This window comes from Limosilactobacillus reuteri (assembly GCF_002254085.1).
Classification (GTDB): domain Bacteria; phylum Bacillota; class Bacilli; order Lactobacillales; family Lactobacillaceae; genus Limosilactobacillus; species Limosilactobacillus reuteri_K.
On the sequence record NZ_NGPY01000033.1, the window covers coordinates 69492 to 85169 of the forward strand.

Below are 15678 nucleotides of genomic sequence, written 5' to 3' on the forward strand. Positions count from 1 at the left end.
TCCCTCCTCAATTAAATATAATATTTTGTTTTCTAAGTTTCGTAGTCTAAGTATTCTAGAAGTTAAAAGTTAACGCATTTAACTTCCTATGGCTACAGCAAAGCCACAATCTCATTCGAGGTAATGCTCTTCTAGTTCTTTAAGGACCTCCCACATGCTCTTGTCCTGAGCACGAGCCAAGGCATCAAGATCACGCAGGTTAAGCGAGGTCGAACTAGACTGTGGTTTGTTAAACGATTTGTGTAAAGTCGTGTAGCCGTAACCGGAACGCTTGGAAACTTGATAAATGGTCAAGTGGTTAACTTCCAAATAATGTTTGATGTCGATCCGCATTGCTACCCACTTCCTTTACGATTAATATTATATCACATTTGTGGAGTAATACAACAAAAAAGACACCAAAAAAATTAAAAAAATTGTAGAATATAAATTTAATATTAAATTAAAGGCGAAATAATAATCACAAACATTTTTGAGCTTTATTATATTTACATTTGTCATTAATAAATAATTTTGTAATTAATAATTTTTCTCAATCAACCCTTGACAAAGATTAAAAAATAATTAGAATAATTAATAATCAGTTAATCAAAAGGAGGACACAATGATGAGCACTGCGACAATTCACTTGAATCAAGCGTATGTCTTCTGGTTTAGCGCGATTACCGTCCGCTAACCAGCAGTGATTTTATCATTGTGATGTTCCCGGATGACCCCCAAACATCCGAGAGCCTCTTTTATACTCATTCCAATCTGATCAAGAAGCCCTGGATGTTTTTCCTATAGCATTCAGGGCTTCTTTTTTTCTAAATCTACATATTATATAGGAGGAATTTATCATGCCAACTACTAAAAAAGAAATCCTTAGTCGTCTTAACAATAATTTCGCTAAACTCACTCCTGGTGGAATCCGCGAATTTGATTATCAGGTAAACTCAATCCCTGGCATCATTAAACTAACATTAGGTGAACCAGACTTTAATGTGCCAGCCGCAATGAAGCAGGCCGCAATTGATAGCATCAATGCCAATGATTCACACTATGCTCCGGGAAATGGGACCTTAGTACTCCGTCAAGCAATCGCTCACTTCATGCAAGATCGTTACCAGCTTGACTACGATCCAGAAAACGAAATTGCGGTTACAGTTGGCGCAACAGAAGGAATTTTCGCTTCTCTTTCAACTATTATTAATCCTGGCGACGAAATTATCATTCCAACCCCAACTTTCCCCTTCTACATGGCTGTCACAAAGATTCTTGGTGGAATCCCGATTGAAGTTGATACAAGCAGCGATGGTTTTGTCCTCACACCAGAAAGACTCAAAAGCGTACTAGAAGAACATCCTAACGCCAAGGGACTAGTTCTTAACTACCCCTCTAACCCAACTGGTGTTACTTACACCCAAGATCAAATTAAAGCACTAGCTGATACGGTTAAATCAACTAGCCTGATTGTAATTGCCGATGAAATTTACTCTGAACTTGTTTATGGAGCTACTCATACTTCCATCGCTAATTACATCCCCGAACAAACGCTAATTTTAAATGGTGCCTCAAAGTCACATGCAATGACTGGTTACCGAATCGGTTTTATCGCTGGTCCGCAAGAATTGATGAAATCGGTCAGTGCCATTCACGCGATGTTAGTGACCGCTGCTTCTAATCCAGCAATGGCCGCTGCAGTCGCCGCATTTGGTACTGACGAAGGAAAAACAGCTACTCAAGAAATGAAAGATGCTTATGAGCAACGACGAGACTTTGTTGTTAATAACCTCCAAAAATTAGGGTTCGAGCTGATTAATCCTCAAGGAGCCTTCTACGTTTTTGCCAAGATTCCTGAACAATATGGTAATGATGACCTTAAATTTGCGACAGATCTTGCCAATGAAGGAAAAGTTGCTGTGATTCCTGGTTCCTTCTTTGGAGCTGGCGGCCAAGGATATGTTCGAATTAGTTACGCCACCAGTATGGAAAATCTAACCGGAGCTCTTGATAACATTGCGGTCTTCATTAATAAGGAGGATTAACATGACGAAAATCTTGATGACTAGTGTGCGGGATGATGAACAAACCGCCATTAATGAATACGCAAAAGAACATAATATCGAAATCATCACAATGCCGAAATTGATTGACGATGCTGTTGAATTAACGGCCGATGTTGATGGACTCGTGATTCAGCAACGCAGTAAAGTTCCGGGTGATATTTATGAAAAGCTACATGCCAATGGGCTCAAACAGATTGCGACTCGGACAGCTGGTTTTGACATGGTCGACATCAAAAAGGCTAATGAAAATGGCTTAGTCGTAACCAATGTACCAGCATACTCACCGCGGAGTGTCGCCGAGTTTGCATTAATGCAGATTTTCCGGTTGCTTCGGAAAACTTACCGCTTTGATCACCAAGTCGCCGAAAATGACTTCCGCTGGTTTAGCGATGAACAATCAATTGAAATTCATACTGCCACGATTGGGATTGTTGGTGTTGGACGCATTGGCGGAACCCTGGCAAAGCTTCTTCATGCATTAGGTGCTACCGTTCTAGGATATGACACGAATCCGCGCACTGACCTCGATGGAATTGTCCAGTTCGTTTCTAAAGAAGAATTACTAAAGCAAGCCGATGTTGTTAGTCTCCACGTCGATTTAAACCCAGCTTCCAAAGGATTGTTGACTGCTAACGACTTTGCAATGATGAAACCAACTGCTGGTTTGGTCAATGCTAGTCGTGGTCCAGTCGTTAATACGGCTGACCTCGTCACAGCATTAAAAGCTGGTGAAATCGCCGCGGCCGCCCTCGATACCTTTGAAGGTGAAGAAACAGTTGCAGCTGCGGACCGCCGAGAAAAAGGACTTGATGATCAGCCCCTTGTTAAAGAATTACACGAAATGGATAATGTCATTCTTACTCCCCACATTGCCTTCTTTACTAATTTAGCAGTCAAAAATATGGTGGATATTTCACTTGATGATGTGATGACAATCCTTAATGGAGGAAAATCACCACATGAAATCACCTTATAATTGAGCACCCTCATTGACCAAAAGTATCGTCTCGATTACACTATGGGTATTAAAGGAGGGCACGGTTATGAGTAAATATAAAGTAACAGCAACTAAGACAACAACGGGGATGCAAGTTTCAGCAGGTACCCGTGGTTTTGAAATTACCTTTGATGAACCAGAAAGTACTAATACGGGGATGAATCCAGTAGAAATTCTCCTTGCATCATTTGGTGCCTGCCAGGCAATCACTGCCCAAGCATTAGCTAAAAAGCGTAACTTTGATTTACGAGCTTTTTGGGTAACAATCGAGGGTGATCTTGGTCGTGAAGACGTTGCTGATGGTAAAAATGTTCGTAAGTTTACTGAGATCCGTTACCAACCACACCTACGCAGCAACGAGTCTGATGAAGACATCAAGAAGTTTCTCGCTGACGTTGCCGCAAAGTGTCCCGTGGAGAACACCCTGACCTACGGAACAAAATTTGTTCAAGATGGATTTGTAAAAGTTGATTAGTTGAAAAAACGTCTTAGGAGTTTCCAAGGCGTTTTTTTAATAGTTAACCTATACGAATTCTGCAAGAAACTTAACGAATTTTGCAAAGTGTCCTTTAAATTAGATCTTTCATTATAATAAGGTACACATACTGTCTTAGGGGGAGAACTAATGAAAATTCATTTCAATAAGGACTTTTGGCGGGATGGTTTCTTTTATATATACTTATTACTTTTGTTTCTCTGGATTGCACCATTTTCAGATGGTTCGCTTCCATTAGATGAGTCGCTACTATGTATCTTCTTTATAATTTTTACTATCGGTTCGATGCTCGCAATTATGTTTAATAAAGACTGAAAAAGAGAGTGGGAAATAACCTCCTCGACAAGGCGGTTGGCTAAGCTAGGACGATGATTAGCACGGCACGGGCTGATTATCGTTCGTACTTAGACTCGAGCCTTGTGGTTATTTTCCACGTTATCTTTCTATTGTTCATAACAAGTAGTTGGGGCTGAGAGAAAACAAAAGTTTTCTCCCAGCCTCTTTTATGCATTCCACAAATTATAGTATTCTTGATGATGATTCAAAAGTTCCTGGTGAGTACCCTGTTCAATGATTTTTCCGTCGCGCATTACTACCACTTTATTGACTTTCTTAGCAATCGAAAGACGGTGGGCAATAAAAATCATTGTGCGGTCTTCAATTTCAAGCAAATTCTCAACGATTCTTTTTTCAGTAATTGGATCTAAGCTACTTGTTGATTCATCGAAAATTAAAACATGCGCAGAAGTTAGGAGTGCTCGTGCAATCGTCAAGCGTTGTTTTTGACCACCAGATAATGCAGTTGCTTCTTCATCTAGTTTTGTTTCATATTTTAAGGGCATCTCTTGAATATCATTATAGATTAACGCCAATTTACATGCATTATCGATTTCTTCAGCAGATACTTCACGGTCTAATCCCATTAGCAAGTTGTCTTTGATTGTTCCCGAAAATAATTGTGGTGATTGAGGTAAGTAATGTACATATTGTCTAATATCGCAAAGATTAATCTCTGTTGTTTTATGCTGATTAAATTCTATCTGCCCTTGAGTGGGTAAATAAAAACCAACTAACAACTTTGCCAAGGTCGATTTACCAGAACCGCTCAACCCTACAATTGCCAATTTGTCATTACAACCAATTTGAAGATTGATATCTTGTAAAATTGGGCGACTATATTCATATGAATAGTCAACATGTTGAATGTTTATAGGCCCTATTAAATCTGCTTGATCCCGAGAATTTGTATTCGACTTTTCGGTGTCAACTTGCAGCACTTCATTCAATCGATTATTCGCTACTTTAGCTTCTTGGAGTTTAGGTTGAAGATTAATAATATTTTGCAATGGACTGATAAAAAAGGCTAATAACGCATTAAAGGCCATCAATGTCCCAATACTCAATCTATCTTGAACTACTAAAACCGCCCCTTGAAAAAGAATGATTGTTACTAAACCGTATTGAATCCACATTTTAATCGCATCCTGAAAAGATTTAGTTTTAACATATGTTAGATTCTTTCGTAAGAAATCCGCAAATTGTTTTTCAACATTTTTATAACGGATATTTTCAAGTTGCAGCACTTTCAATGTCTCTACGCCTTTTAAATCCTCAATAATGGCAGAACTTAATTGAGCATTACTTTCCATCTGTTCCTGATCAAGTTTAGCAAACCGCTTATTAAAGGCATAAATAATAATGACATAAATCGGAATGGTACTAATTGTAGTTAAAAATAATGACCGATCATACAAGAAGAGAACAATTCCAATAATCACCATCACGCCAACGTCTAAGAACATTGAAATAATAGTGCTTGATAAGGCATCAATAATCTTATTAATGTCATTAAACCGCGAAGTAATTTCCCCCGTTTTTCTTGTGGAGAAAAATCTCATCGGTAAACGATAAACATGGTGAATATATCTAAGACTTATTTGTGACGTTAGTTTTTGATCCAGCCTAGTCAAGAGAACATCTCGCAGATAATTAAAAAGAGAATTAAACACATAAACTACTAATAAACTACCAGCAAGAATCGCTAAGCCATTAATACTTTTCGAGGGAATAAACCGATCAATAATTAATTGGAGATAGTATGAACCGACGATGCTGATGAAGGTAATTAATAATGCCGCAATGACAATTCCTGATATATCTTTTTTATAATTAGTTAATTGTCGAAACATCGTCATTAATCCAGCTAAAGGTTCTTTTTGTGGCGTATATCCCTTAGCAGGCGAAAAAAGTAAACTTACACCTGACCATAAACGACCAAATTCATCCCGCGTCATTTTTTGTACTTTCGTAGCAGGATCTGGATCAGCTACATAGATGTAATCTTGATCAGCCTTAAAAACGACACAGTAATGAAGTAAATCATCCTTAATCACATGCGCAATCAATGGGTAAGTAATTTCAGGATCATCAAACAATGATAGATCTGCTTGAATGGGAATAACGTCTAATCCAAGATGCTTTGCTGCTTTTACAAGTCCTAAGGCTGTAGTTCCTTGCTTAGTTGTCCGTGCTAAGTCACGTAATTTTGCGATTGGATAAACAGACCCAAAATTGTGCAAAATCATTGCTAAAGCGGCGACTCCGCAATCTGCCTCATCAACTTGAGCTACATAATGAGGATAATTGATTTTCATTCACCTTGCTTTCTAATTAGACAAAGAAATAAAGTCCAAAATTAATAATTATTCTGGGCTTTATATTCTTATAAGATACTATTTATTTTTAAATAAAATTCGTAGAGCTGCGAAAATACCAATGATTGTGCAAGCTATACATATAATTGTTTCATAAATGTTACTTGCCTTGGGAATTGCTAAGACCCAGAAGAATGTAACTATAATATAGATATAAAAATCAAGATTGGTGTAAAAATCGTGGTTAAATTTCATAATCATTAAGTTATAAACTATTAGTGAAATGGACTATCCTGATAGCTCGCATAATACGAACGCCGATGTTTAACAAGCGAATAAGCAACTTTTCCTGTTTGCCACGCAACACTCCAAGGAGTAACTCCCCATCCACCAGAAACTTCGCTTAATTCATTAAAGTTCAATTTACGGTAAGTCATTTTAATTACCTCCATCTCAAAATAACTATCCTTTATTATTCCTAATGAAACGGACTATCTTGGTAACCTTCATAACAAGATTGAGTCCATTTCTTTATAGAATTAATAATGTCTCCAACTAGTTCATTAACCTGCGAAGATAAGCTCCATCCACCAGAAACTTTGCTTAATTCATCAAAGTTCAATTTACGGTAAATCATTTTAATTACCTCCTAATACGATGAAGTTAGGATGATTTAAGAATGCACTAGGGTTGCGACGTTGTGTTCCAATGCATGATGCTCTTCCCCAACCATAGTAGTACCAAATGTTATGCTTAAATCCACCATTGATTCCCTCAAGTTCAGCAGTAGTAAGAATTTTCATCATAATTACTCCTCCTCGTAATTATTAATTTTAATAAATCAAGTTTTTCCCTACCTTGATTACACTATTAGTATATAGGCAAAAAAGCATTTTGGGAGTATTTTGCAAAATTCGTAAACCTTTCTGCATAATTCGTAGTAAAATCCTTGAAAACGTTTACTAAAATTGTTTGACAATAAAAAAGAAACCACGACAGCTTTTTGTCACAGTTTCTTTGAAAATAAAGTAGTTAGGGGTTTTCCTTTTCGAGAAAATCGACTAATGATTTTATTTTTCGATAACTAACAGTTACTTTAATTTCTCGATTCGCATCAAAGTAAACTATACGTTCTTTACGATTAAATTCTTGGATTGCTTTAGGATTAATAAGAGTACTCTGATTAACTTTCAATAAGTGTTTACTATCAACTTGATTTAGCTCACCATGATACTCAATTCGAATATCCTTTCCAACGATCCGTAACCGTCGATTTGTATTTTTTACTGATTCAATATAGTAAAGATTTTCCAAATCAACTTGTCGTTTTACACCACGAATAGGTTCATAAGTAATTTTTTCGTGGTGTTTTTGGTTACTACTTACATAATTCTGATAGCGAGCATATGCTTCATCAATATCAATCCGGAGTCGATCCGCAATCGATTCAATCTGTTTCCCCTTTGATATATAGTCGAATGGCTCAATTCGGCGCGAAACAGTATAAGGTAAATATTCTTGATAAGCAGTTACAAAGATAATTTCAGCAAATTCAGCTTTTTTGCGGATCTGCTCAGCAACATCAATCCCACTAAGTTGATTGTCTAGCTCAATGTCTAAAATCGCCAAATAAGCCTCATCTTTGATGCTATCAATCACTTCTTGCGGATCATTTGTCCGCAAATATAATTCTATGTCATAACTATTTGGAGTAGCGTTAATCAATTTTCGCTGAGAAACTAGACGCTCAGTATAATCAGCTTGATAATCATCATTTTCCAAAATAATTACTTTTAACATTTTATTCTCACTTTCCCTGAATAAAACAAGTCATCATAATTACCTTATCTTTAACTTCCGCTGAAAAAGAATAATGGTCATCATTTTCTACCAACTGGGTCACATTCGAAAGGCCAATTCCTTGATGCCCTTCTTTAGTCGAATGTTCAAATTTCAGTGCAGTATTAATATTAAGTTTTTGTTCAATCGAATTAGCAATTACCAATTCATAAACTTCTGGACTATGCTTAAGCAATGCAAACTGAATATATGGTTTAGCTTGTTTGAAGGTTGCTTCAATTGCATTATCCATTAAAATTCCGATAATTCTAGCAATTTTTATTTCTGAACCCGGCAACTCGTCGATCTCAGCATTAATTTCAAACGAAAACGGAATACCTTTTTCTACTATTTTATAAGCCTTTTCCTTAACAAGATTATGCAAGCCAGAGATTTTAATCTTATCTAATGCATTATCAATTTCACCATAATGCTTTTCAACTGTATCATTTTGAAGAAACGTTGCTAGCAATTTTTCTGCTTCCTTATCTTTGTGATCACGAATATAGCCTTGAACACTGAGAAGCATATTGCGTGTATCGTGACGTTCACGCCGAATCTCATTGTATTGTTGGTTCAATTGATTGGCGTTGGCAATCTGTGCTTGGTATTTATCAATGATTTGTTGCTGTCGTTGCGTTTGCTGACTGCTTTTAACGAAATTAATAAATCCGGTTGCACATACTACGATAATTATCAAATACATTATTAACAACAGCGAGGCATACTTATTTGCTACCCCGTCCTTTTCGGCAATAGCAGTTAACCACACATAAAGCATGAACAAAATTGCCGTAATTTGCCATAACCCTATCGGTCGAGGAAAATTAATTCTAATCCATCTCAATTTGGGACGAACTATTTTAATTGCTAAGATTGCAACTACAATAGTTATGATTAAATCATTAATTGGAATAAGCCATCCTAAAAGTGCTATATCTGTCTTTCCTTGTAAAAAAACGCATAAGTATAGTGATCTACTAAATCGAATAAAGATGCCATTACAATACTAATACACATCGCAAGAATACTATTTATAACTATATAAGAATTAGATTTTATTCTGTCAACTAACCAAAAATAAAATACTATAAGTACTGGGTATAGCGATCCTAACATAAAAAATACTATTGAGAAAAATATAATCATCAAGACAGCTAAAAAATCAATTATTACTAATCCTAATGAAAAGTCGCTAGTTACCAATTGATATATAAATATTATTTCAATAATATTTAATATAGATGACGTTAATCCTTGTCCTACAGTTAAATGAATCATCTTTTAATCCAATTTAAAACTGCTCTTTCCCATGAACGAGGACTTTTAAAGGCAAGTGAATACCCCCAACCACCTAATACTTTAGATAATTCTTTCCTTGATAAAAATTTATATGATTTTTTTAACATAATTACCTCCAATAAATAACAATTACCTATTTAACTACAAATTCAGCAATATTAGCCAAAACTAACATTCCCAAAAACACTAAAAAATTCAGTGGCCCTGCATGCAAAATACAATACAAGGCAATCAATCCGATATAAAAAAGGTTAATGATTACCAAATTTTTCTTCGTTTCTAAATCCAAATCCACCATATAACTAACACCTACTTTATCCATCCCTCTGATAATGCAAAAGAAATAATAATTGTTAAAACAAAGCAAGCAATTGCAATCATAATTGCGCGTTCAGCACTCGGGCGCACAACTTCTCCTCCTTTAGTAGATAACCACAGGCTCATTTTTATGTAAGTCACTAAAAGCTTGACCAGCTACGTCTGGATGCATGTTAATACAACCATGCGATCCACCGCCTTTAGCAAGATAAGCCTGTTTTGACCAATCGTGACGCCAACTTGCATCATGAAATCCACATCCACTATCAGTAAATGGTGACCAATATTGAACTTTGCTAGCGTATTTCGAACCATCATCGTTAAGGCCCCGAAGAACAGACGGTGTTTGCTGGTACATGATATACCAGACACCCTTCGGCGTCTCGTTATCTTTGTTATTGGTCCCACTAACAATGTCAGTGCTAAGAACACATTTACCATTCTTATAGAACCACGCATGTTGGTCGGCTAGTGAAACTTCAGCGTAAGTGTCCCCTATGCCGTTGTTGCTTGTGGTATTATACCCAGTTCCTTGTTGATTATAACCCTTACCATAAATATCATTTTTTGCATTTACTGTTTGCTTATTTTCAATCAATGCATTCGTAAGAGTCTTTCCAGCTTGTTTCTTACTGATCTTCCAACCATATGAACCAGCAGCCGTTGTTTTAATCACTGATCCACTGTGAGTTTTGAACTCAAATGATTTGCCAAGAGTTGCTTGGGTATTATTAATTTCATCAATCTTTGAATTAGTTGCTCCAGTGTCAAAGTGATATTTTCCATTTTGATATGTTGCTCTGGTAATAATCTCACCACAATTTAATTGATACTTTTTGTTTTGTACTTGGTATGTTACAGATCGTTTTGATAATTCTTCGAGCTTTGCTTTTTCATTCTGAACAGTTTTACTATTTGCAGAAAGCGGAGCTTTGTATACTGGCCTCAAGTAAATAGTTCCGCCAGCAATCTCATTCTCAACTTTATTATGCAAACCATCTAAACTGTATTGAGTACCACCAACTGCTGGTTTTACTTGTACTCGGCTATTTTCGTATACAGCGTAAGCATCAACAGGAGCTTTTCGACCATTATTTAATTCTGTTACCTTTTGACTGACTGCTTGATCAATCTTTGATACTTCATCTTGATTAACATTTTGAGGCTTAATCGCAATGTTCTTTGTCTTAGATGATGGGAAGAAAGTATACTGACTACGTAATGCATTTTTAATTTTTTGTTCGTCAGCACTACTAAACTTTGCTACTGATTGCTTATCCGTAAATACTAACTCATTGTTAACATAAATTTTTGGCGATTGTGGATTATCTTGTAACTTCTTTAATGCTTGCTTAACAGTCAATCCACCAACCGACACATTATCAATCTTAACGTTCTTATTAAAATGATGACGCTGGTGAATAGTCATGCAGCCAACCACCAGCACTAATAAGCCCAATGTGATTATTATTAGTTGTTTAATAGATAGTTTTTGCATAAAAGTACTCCAATAACATCCAAATCTTTAAGTATAATTTCTATACTGAATGATCACTTAGTAAACATATTCATTACGCTCATTCATTATATACTAAAGCGTAAACAATTAGTATATTTTACATTTTTCATAGTATTTTTACTAAAAAAAGCGTCTGGCAAAAATACCGGACACTTTTTAGTAACTAAACTATTTAGCAGTTGTAACTTGATATTGATTATTACCCTTAGCTTTGTAGTAAATAGTTTGGCCCTTGTAGGTTACAGAACCATTACCTTCCTTGGCATTTTTGTAAAATTCTTCAACAGATGTATTATTATCAATCACGCCCGCTTTTTGCGCAGCCCGGTAGCTAAAGTTCATCCCATCTTCCACTGTTACAGGTTGTTGAGTTGATACAGTTTGGGTTGTCTTTCGGCTTACTGTCCGCCGGTTATTTGTGTTGGCGACACTGCGGTTTCCTTTATAGTTATTAGTAGTAGTTTTAGGACTAGCAGTTTGACCAGAATTACTTACCGCCGTTGCTTGGGTTGTATTTTGACTTTGTGCAGGTTGGGCTGTTTGATTACCACTGGTTGCTGCGGTAGATGCAGAAGTTGCCTCGCTATCATTAGTATCAGCCACTGAAGACGAATCATCAGAGTCATCATCTTTAACTTTATCTGAACTATCTTCTTTGGCTGCTTTATGTTTTTTAGATGAGCTACTTGTAATCGTCTCTGTCTTAGTAGCCTTTTCACTAGCAACCTTCTTTGATGAAGATGGGTGTAGTAACATGTATCCGCCACATACCACAATAATTACAACTAGCAATGAAATAACCGTTAATTTACCCCTATTTTTACTCACCTTTTCCTATCTCCTAATATTTCATTCTAATTTATCTTTTTATTATACTCGATAATTTGATATTTTTTACATTTTGCAGAATTCGTAGCGTTTTCTGCAGAATCCGTTATCTTTTTGAGCTGTTTTTACTAAAAGGTAAAGAAATGGTAAAGAAACGTTTTCATCAATCAAAAAGAGCGTATAATGATGGCGATTAAAAATTGGGAGGGGTTAATATGAAAAAAATTAGCCTATTTAGTACTGCATTAGCGGTTATTGCTGGATTATCAATCGCCGAAAGTAACGCCAACGCAGCTCAACGCAGTAATAATAACACTAATGACGTTAATGAAGTTGGTTCACTCGTTTATTCAAATGCTTATGGGCAAGATTACGTTAACGATGCTCATAGTATTAGCGTATTCAAAGATAGCAACGGTCGCTATGGGATCGGCCAAGGAACCGCTGATAGTACTGCCTTCTTCAAAATTAATAGTGATGGAACCGTAACGATTTGGCAGTTAAAGAGTGATCCAAATACACCTACTTACAAGCAAGGCTATACTAAGAAGACCGTCTCAATTGCCAGTTTACAAAAGTCCGAAAATCAAACATCTTCGCAAAAAGCAACGATCAATAATGCTATTTCAGCAATTAAAAATAACCCATCAGTAACGCCAACACAAAGCAGCAATTCAACTGTTGCGGCTACCAGCTCGTCAACTACACAAAAGCCAACCAGCCGACAAGCATTGCTTCAAGATCAACAGGTCATTGATGATCTTGGAATACAAGCTTATAACAAATACTATGGAGATGACTATCAAAGTAATCATCTCAACGTATTTAAGGATAGCAATGGTCGCTACGGAATTGGTCAAGGAACGACTGAAAGCACCATGTACTACAAAATTAATAATGACGGAAAGACTATGACTATTTGGCGCTTAGCATCTAAACCTGGCACTTTAGTCGCTCAGCAGAAATACATCACTTCAACTATTAGCCTTAGTTCTTTAGGTTTCAATCCTGATAGTCAAAATATCAGTCAAACTACCACTTCTTCAAATGCCTCTAGTACACAAGGTACTGCTAGCCAAACAAGTTCAAGCGCCACTAATTCTAGTGCAACAAATAAGCAAACTACTCAAACTAGTTCAGCCAATAACTCGGTAATAACAAGCCCTAAGCAAACACCTGCAGAAACTAAACGAGTTGTTAAGAAAGCAAGTAAGAAGATTACTGTTCCTTCATCTCAAGGTAAGCAAATATTGTCTTATTATAAGGTAGCGGCGTTAGTTTACGCTAAGGTATTTGGAGTTGATCATCTTAATGAGCAGGGCTTAAAGCTAACCATGAATAAGAATCACTCACGCTTTATTCTTGGAAATGGTACGGCTGACAGTACTATTCTTTTCCGTGTAAACCAGGGTAAGAAGACAGTTACCGTTTGGACTCCGAATAATAATGATCAATCAATGACAAAGACTACTTATGACATTAGTGCTTTAATTAACGAATTCTATGCAACTGATGCACAACAAAGTCTAATTAATCAAACTGCACAATCGCTTAAAAAGTAATTTCAAAAAAGAGAGTGGGAAATAACCTTCTCGACAAGGCGGTTGGCTAAGCTAGGACGATGATTAGCACGGCACGGGCTGATTATCGTTCGTACTTAGACTCGAGCCTTGTGGTTATTTTCCACGTTATCTTTCTATTGTTCATAAAAGTAGTTGAGGCTGAGAGAAAACTTTTGTTTTCTCCCAGCCTCTTTTTATCTCAAGATATCGATCAAATTCTTATTAGCTGCTTGGCGTGCTGGCAAGATTCCAAAGATTAAACCAACAGCTGCCGACGTTCCAAATGCTAACAAGAAAGCATTAAGCGAAATATGGGCGTGAATATGAATGCCGCCACCACCAATCGCACTTGATAAAAGCGGTGCTAGTAAGTGCGCCAATCCTGCACCACCTAAAAAGCCTAATAATCCACCTGTCATGGTAAGAATTACTGCTTCCACTAAAAATTGCATCATGATGTTAAATGGCGTGGCCCCCACAGCTAAGCGAATTCCGATTTCTTGCGTCCGCTCAGAAACTGAAATATACATCATGTTCATTACCCCAATTCCGGCAATGAAAAGAGAAATCGCTGCAATAAAACTAATGAAAGTAGTAATGATACTCATCTGAGAAGAGAATTGCTTAAGGGCTTTTTCCATGTCTAGGTATTGATAGGATCCTTGGGTCGCTGCCGAACTATTATTTTTTAAGTATTTTGCGACTCTGCGGGAAATAGCACTGGCATTTACACCTTGGCTAAAGGTTAATTTAAGCGTATTTCCTTCTTTTGCACTATCTCCTTGATAGTAAACTTTTTTGGGTAAAAGTAAGTCAACACCATATGAGTTTTGATTTCCATCATCCGTGAACTGGGCCTGTGACTTATATACTCCCGTAACTTTATAGGTGACATTATTTACTGTTACAGTTGTGCCAAGCGCATTTTGTGCTGAACCATATTGCTGTCTAGCTACTTTTTCACTCATCAAGGCATTTGTATCCCCGAGTTCAAAAGTCCGTTTACTAAAGTTATGCCCTGCAATGAATTTCACGTCACGGGTTGGCTTCTTTAATAAACTCAAGGTCACTGATTTAGTCGCATCACCAATATCTGCATGTGTTGACAGATTATCTGATTCCTGCTCAATCTCAGCCTTTTTAATTTCACCACCAAATTGAGTATTAATATCAGCAACTTGTTCCTGAGTGAATCCATTGACGGTCGAATTAACATTATCAGGATTATAGACGATTTCAGTCGTTTGCTGGCCTTGCTTAGCATTATTACCGAACTTATCATACATCGTTTTCGTAATCCCGTCTCCAATTCCAAGGATAGCAATAACTGCAGCAATACCAATCATAATTCCAATAATCGTTAGGAAACTTCGCTTTTTATTTACTTTTAATGACTGGATAGCTGATTTGATCAACTCAATTGTCTGCATGATATTCACCGCCTTTACTGTCACTCACAATTCGACCGTCAATAATTTTAATTACTCGGTCACATTGTTCAGCGACATGAGGATCGTGGGTAACCATAATAATCGTTGTTCCTTCTTCATGATTCAATCGCTTAAAAAGATTCATAATTTCTTGGCTTGTTTCCGTATCGAGCGCTCCCGTTGGTTCGTCAGCAATTAAAAATTTCGGGTTCGTTGATATTGCCCGGGCAATAGATACTCTTTGTTGTTGACCACCAGACATATTTTTAGGGAATTGATCTTCATATCCGGCTAAACCAACTTGCTCTAAAACTTCAGAAACCCGTTCGCCAATTTCACGGCGTCGTTTTCCTGCATATAGCAAGGGTAATCCAACATTATCTGCAACGGTTGATCCACGTAGCAGTTTGAAATTTTGAAAAACAAAACCGACATTTTGATTTCGTAAATTTGAAAATTGCTTTCGCGAATAATCATGGATTGGGTGATTTTGGTAGAAGTATGTTCCCTCAAAATCATCATCAAGAAAGCCCACAATATTAATCAAGGTTGATTTTCCTGACCCAGATTCACCGATAATTGCTACTAATTCTCCTTGCTCAATGTCAACATTAATATCATGGAGAACATGAAAACGTTGGCTACCTTGACGGTAATATTTATTAATGTTCTTTAGCTTGATCAT

18 protein-coding genes are annotated in these 15678 nt (G+C 36.8%); 5 read left to right on the top strand and 13 right to left on the bottom strand.

Features of this window, described 5'->3' with window-relative positions:
- Nucleotides 1-111: 111 nt before the first annotated feature.
- On the bottom strand, nt 112-333 hold the full coding sequence (locus CBG10_RS06935; protein WP_003669553.1) for a hypothetical protein: 222 nt from the start codon (nt 331-333) through the stop codon (nt 112-114).
- Nucleotides 334-839: 506 nt separating this feature from the next.
- On the opposite strand from CBG10_RS06935, the gene CBG10_RS06940 reads away from it, so the two are divergent.
- From CBG10_RS06940 to CBG10_RS06955, 4 genes are all read left to right on the top strand, one after another.
- Nucleotides 840-2027 (top strand): aminotransferase class I/II-fold pyridoxal phosphate-dependent enzyme, encoded by a 1188-nt coding sequence (locus CBG10_RS06940; RefSeq protein WP_094508118.1) that lies wholly within the window; start codon nt 840-842, stop codon nt 2025-2027.
- Between the two features lies 1 nt (nt 2028).
- Entirely contained in the window at nt 2029-3024 is a 996-nt protein-coding gene (locus tag CBG10_RS06945) for a D-2-hydroxyacid dehydrogenase (RefSeq protein WP_094508116.1), read from the top strand.
- A 67-nt stretch (nt 3025-3091) separates the two neighbouring features.
- A complete protein-coding gene (locus tag CBG10_RS06950) occupies nt 3092-3520 on the top strand; it encodes an OsmC family protein (protein ID WP_019252088.1) in 429 nt (142 codons plus the stop codon).
- A gap of 150 nt (nt 3521-3670) precedes the next feature.
- On the top strand, nt 3671-3856 hold the full coding sequence (locus CBG10_RS06955) for a hypothetical protein (RefSeq protein WP_003665308.1): 186 nt from the start codon (nt 3671-3673) through the stop codon (nt 3854-3856).
- A gap of 188 nt (nt 3857-4044) precedes the next feature.
- Here CBG10_RS06955 and CBG10_RS06960 read toward each other — a convergent pair whose 3' ends face one another.
- From CBG10_RS06960 to CBG10_RS11225, 10 genes are all read right to left on the bottom strand, one after another.
- Nucleotides 4045-6195 carry a peptide cleavage/export ABC transporter gene (locus tag CBG10_RS06960; RefSeq protein WP_094512123.1) on the bottom strand — a complete coding sequence of 717 codons (2151 nt, stop codon included), beginning with the start codon at nt 6193-6195 and terminating at the stop codon, nt 4045-4047.
- Nucleotides 6196-6470: 275 nt separating this feature from the next.
- On the bottom strand, nt 6471-6632 hold the full coding sequence (locus CBG10_RS11210; RefSeq protein ID WP_168353405.1) for a hypothetical protein: 162 nt from the start codon (nt 6630-6632) through the stop codon (nt 6471-6473).
- A gap of 41 nt (nt 6633-6673) precedes the next feature.
- Entirely contained in the window at nt 6674-6832 is a 159-nt protein-coding gene (locus CBG10_RS11215) for a hypothetical protein (protein ID WP_162859767.1), read from the bottom strand.
- 1 nt (nt 6833) lies between these two features.
- A complete protein-coding gene (locus CBG10_RS11220; protein ID WP_153706895.1) occupies nt 6834-7001 on the bottom strand; it encodes a hypothetical protein in 168 nt (55 codons plus the stop codon).
- A 226-nt stretch (nt 7002-7227) separates the two neighbouring features.
- The gene (locus tag CBG10_RS06965; RefSeq protein WP_094512124.1) at nt 7228-7995 is read right to left on the bottom strand and encodes a LytR/AlgR family response regulator transcription factor; all 768 of its coding nucleotides are present in this window, start codon (nt 7993-7995) and stop codon (nt 7228-7230) included.
- A 7-nt stretch (nt 7996-8002) separates the two neighbouring features.
- Nucleotides 8003-8815 carry a sensor histidine kinase gene (locus tag CBG10_RS11515; protein WP_225361545.1) on the bottom strand — a complete coding sequence of 271 codons (813 nt, stop codon included), beginning with the start codon at nt 8813-8815 and terminating at the stop codon, nt 8003-8005.
- A gap of 496 nt (nt 8816-9311) precedes the next feature.
- Entirely contained in the window at nt 9312-9443 is a 132-nt protein-coding gene (locus CBG10_RS11725) for a hypothetical protein (RefSeq protein WP_257496822.1), read from the bottom strand.
- Between the two features lie 26 nt (nt 9444-9469).
- Complete coding sequence (locus CBG10_RS11050; RefSeq protein WP_136000786.1) at nt 9470-9658, bottom strand: hypothetical protein; 189 nt, start codon at nt 9656-9658, stop codon at nt 9470-9472.
- Between the two features lie 99 nt (nt 9659-9757).
- Nucleotides 9758-11152, bottom strand: coding sequence for a L,D-transpeptidase family protein (locus CBG10_RS06975; protein ID WP_094509198.1), 1395 nt, complete (start codon nt 11150-11152; stop codon nt 9758-9760).
- A 189-nt stretch (nt 11153-11341) separates the two neighbouring features.
- Nucleotides 11342-12001 (bottom strand): hypothetical protein, encoded by a 660-nt coding sequence (locus CBG10_RS11225; RefSeq protein WP_179225383.1) that lies wholly within the window; start codon nt 11999-12001, stop codon nt 11342-11344.
- Between the two features lie 215 nt (nt 12002-12216).
- Between CBG10_RS11225 and CBG10_RS06985 the strand changes: the two genes are divergently transcribed.
- A complete protein-coding gene (locus CBG10_RS06985) occupies nt 12217-13563 on the top strand; it encodes an Lreu_0056 family protein (protein ID WP_094509196.1) in 1347 nt (448 codons plus the stop codon).
- 194 nt (nt 13564-13757) lie between these two features.
- Here CBG10_RS06985 and CBG10_RS06990 read toward each other — a convergent pair whose 3' ends face one another.
- A complete protein-coding gene (locus CBG10_RS06990) occupies nt 13758-14993 on the bottom strand; it encodes an ABC transporter permease (protein ID WP_094509194.1) in 1236 nt (411 codons plus the stop codon).
- Nucleotides 14980-15678 carry an ABC transporter ATP-binding protein gene (locus CBG10_RS06995; protein ID WP_003675520.1) on the bottom strand — a complete coding sequence of 233 codons (699 nt, stop codon included), beginning with the start codon at nt 15676-15678 and terminating at the stop codon, nt 14980-14982. Before CBG10_RS06995 ends, CBG10_RS06990 begins: the two co-directional genes overlap by 14 nt.

Excerpts from the sequence above, each read along its gene's own strand:
- CBG10_RS06935 (WP_003669553.1), bottom strand. The coding sequence starts at position 333 with ATGCGGATCGACATCAAACATTATTTGGAAGTTAACCACTTGACCATT.
- CBG10_RS06940 (WP_094508118.1), top strand. The coding sequence starts at position 840 with ATGCCAACTACTAAAAAAGAAATCCTTAGTCGTCTTAACAATAATTTC.
- CBG10_RS06945 (WP_094508116.1), top strand. The coding sequence starts at position 2,029 with ATGACGAAAATCTTGATGACTAGTGTGCGGGATGATGAACAAACCGCC.
- CBG10_RS06950 (WP_019252088.1), top strand. The coding sequence starts at position 3,092 with ATGAGTAAATATAAAGTAACAGCAACTAAGACAACAACGGGGATGCAA.
- CBG10_RS06955 (WP_003665308.1), top strand. The coding sequence starts at position 3,671 with ATGAAAATTCATTTCAATAAGGACTTTTGGCGGGATGGTTTCTTTTAT.
- CBG10_RS06960 (WP_094512123.1), bottom strand. The coding sequence starts at position 6,195 with ATGAAAATCAATTATCCTCATTATGTAGCTCAAGTTGATGAGGCAGAT.
- CBG10_RS11210 (WP_168353405.1), bottom strand. The coding sequence starts at position 6,632 with ATGACTTACCGTAAATTGAACTTTAATGAATTAAGCGAAGTTTCTGGT.
- CBG10_RS11215 (WP_162859767.1), bottom strand. The coding sequence starts at position 6,832 with ATGATTTACCGTAAATTGAACTTTGATGAATTAAGCAAAGTTTCTGGT.
- CBG10_RS11220 (WP_153706895.1), bottom strand. The coding sequence starts at position 7,001 with ATGATGAAAATTCTTACTACTGCTGAACTTGAGGGAATCAATGGTGGA.
- CBG10_RS06965 (WP_094512124.1), bottom strand. The coding sequence starts at position 7,995 with ATGTTAAAAGTAATTATTTTGGAAAATGATGATTATCAAGCTGATTAT.
- CBG10_RS11515 (WP_225361545.1), bottom strand. The coding sequence starts at position 8,815 with ATGCTTTATGTGTGGTTAACTGCTATTGCCGAAAAGGACGGGGTAGCA.
- CBG10_RS11725 (WP_257496822.1), bottom strand. The coding sequence starts at position 9,443 with ATGTTAAAAAAATCATATAAATTTTTATCAAGGAAAGAATTATCTAAA.
- CBG10_RS11050 (WP_136000786.1), bottom strand. The coding sequence starts at position 9,658 with ATGGATAAAGTAGGTGTTAGTTATATGGTGGATTTGGATTTAGAAACG.
- CBG10_RS06975 (WP_094509198.1), bottom strand. The coding sequence starts at position 11,152 with ATGCAAAAACTATCTATTAAACAACTAATAATAATCACATTGGGCTTA.
- CBG10_RS06985 (WP_094509196.1), top strand. The coding sequence starts at position 12,217 with ATGAAAAAAATTAGCCTATTTAGTACTGCATTAGCGGTTATTGCTGGA.
- CBG10_RS06990 (WP_094509194.1), bottom strand. The coding sequence starts at position 14,993 with ATGCAGACAATTGAGTTGATCAAATCAGCTATCCAGTCATTAAAAGTA.
- CBG10_RS06995 (WP_003675520.1), bottom strand. The coding sequence starts at position 15,678 with ATGATCAAGCTAAAGAACATTAATAAATATTACCGTCAAGGTAGCCAA.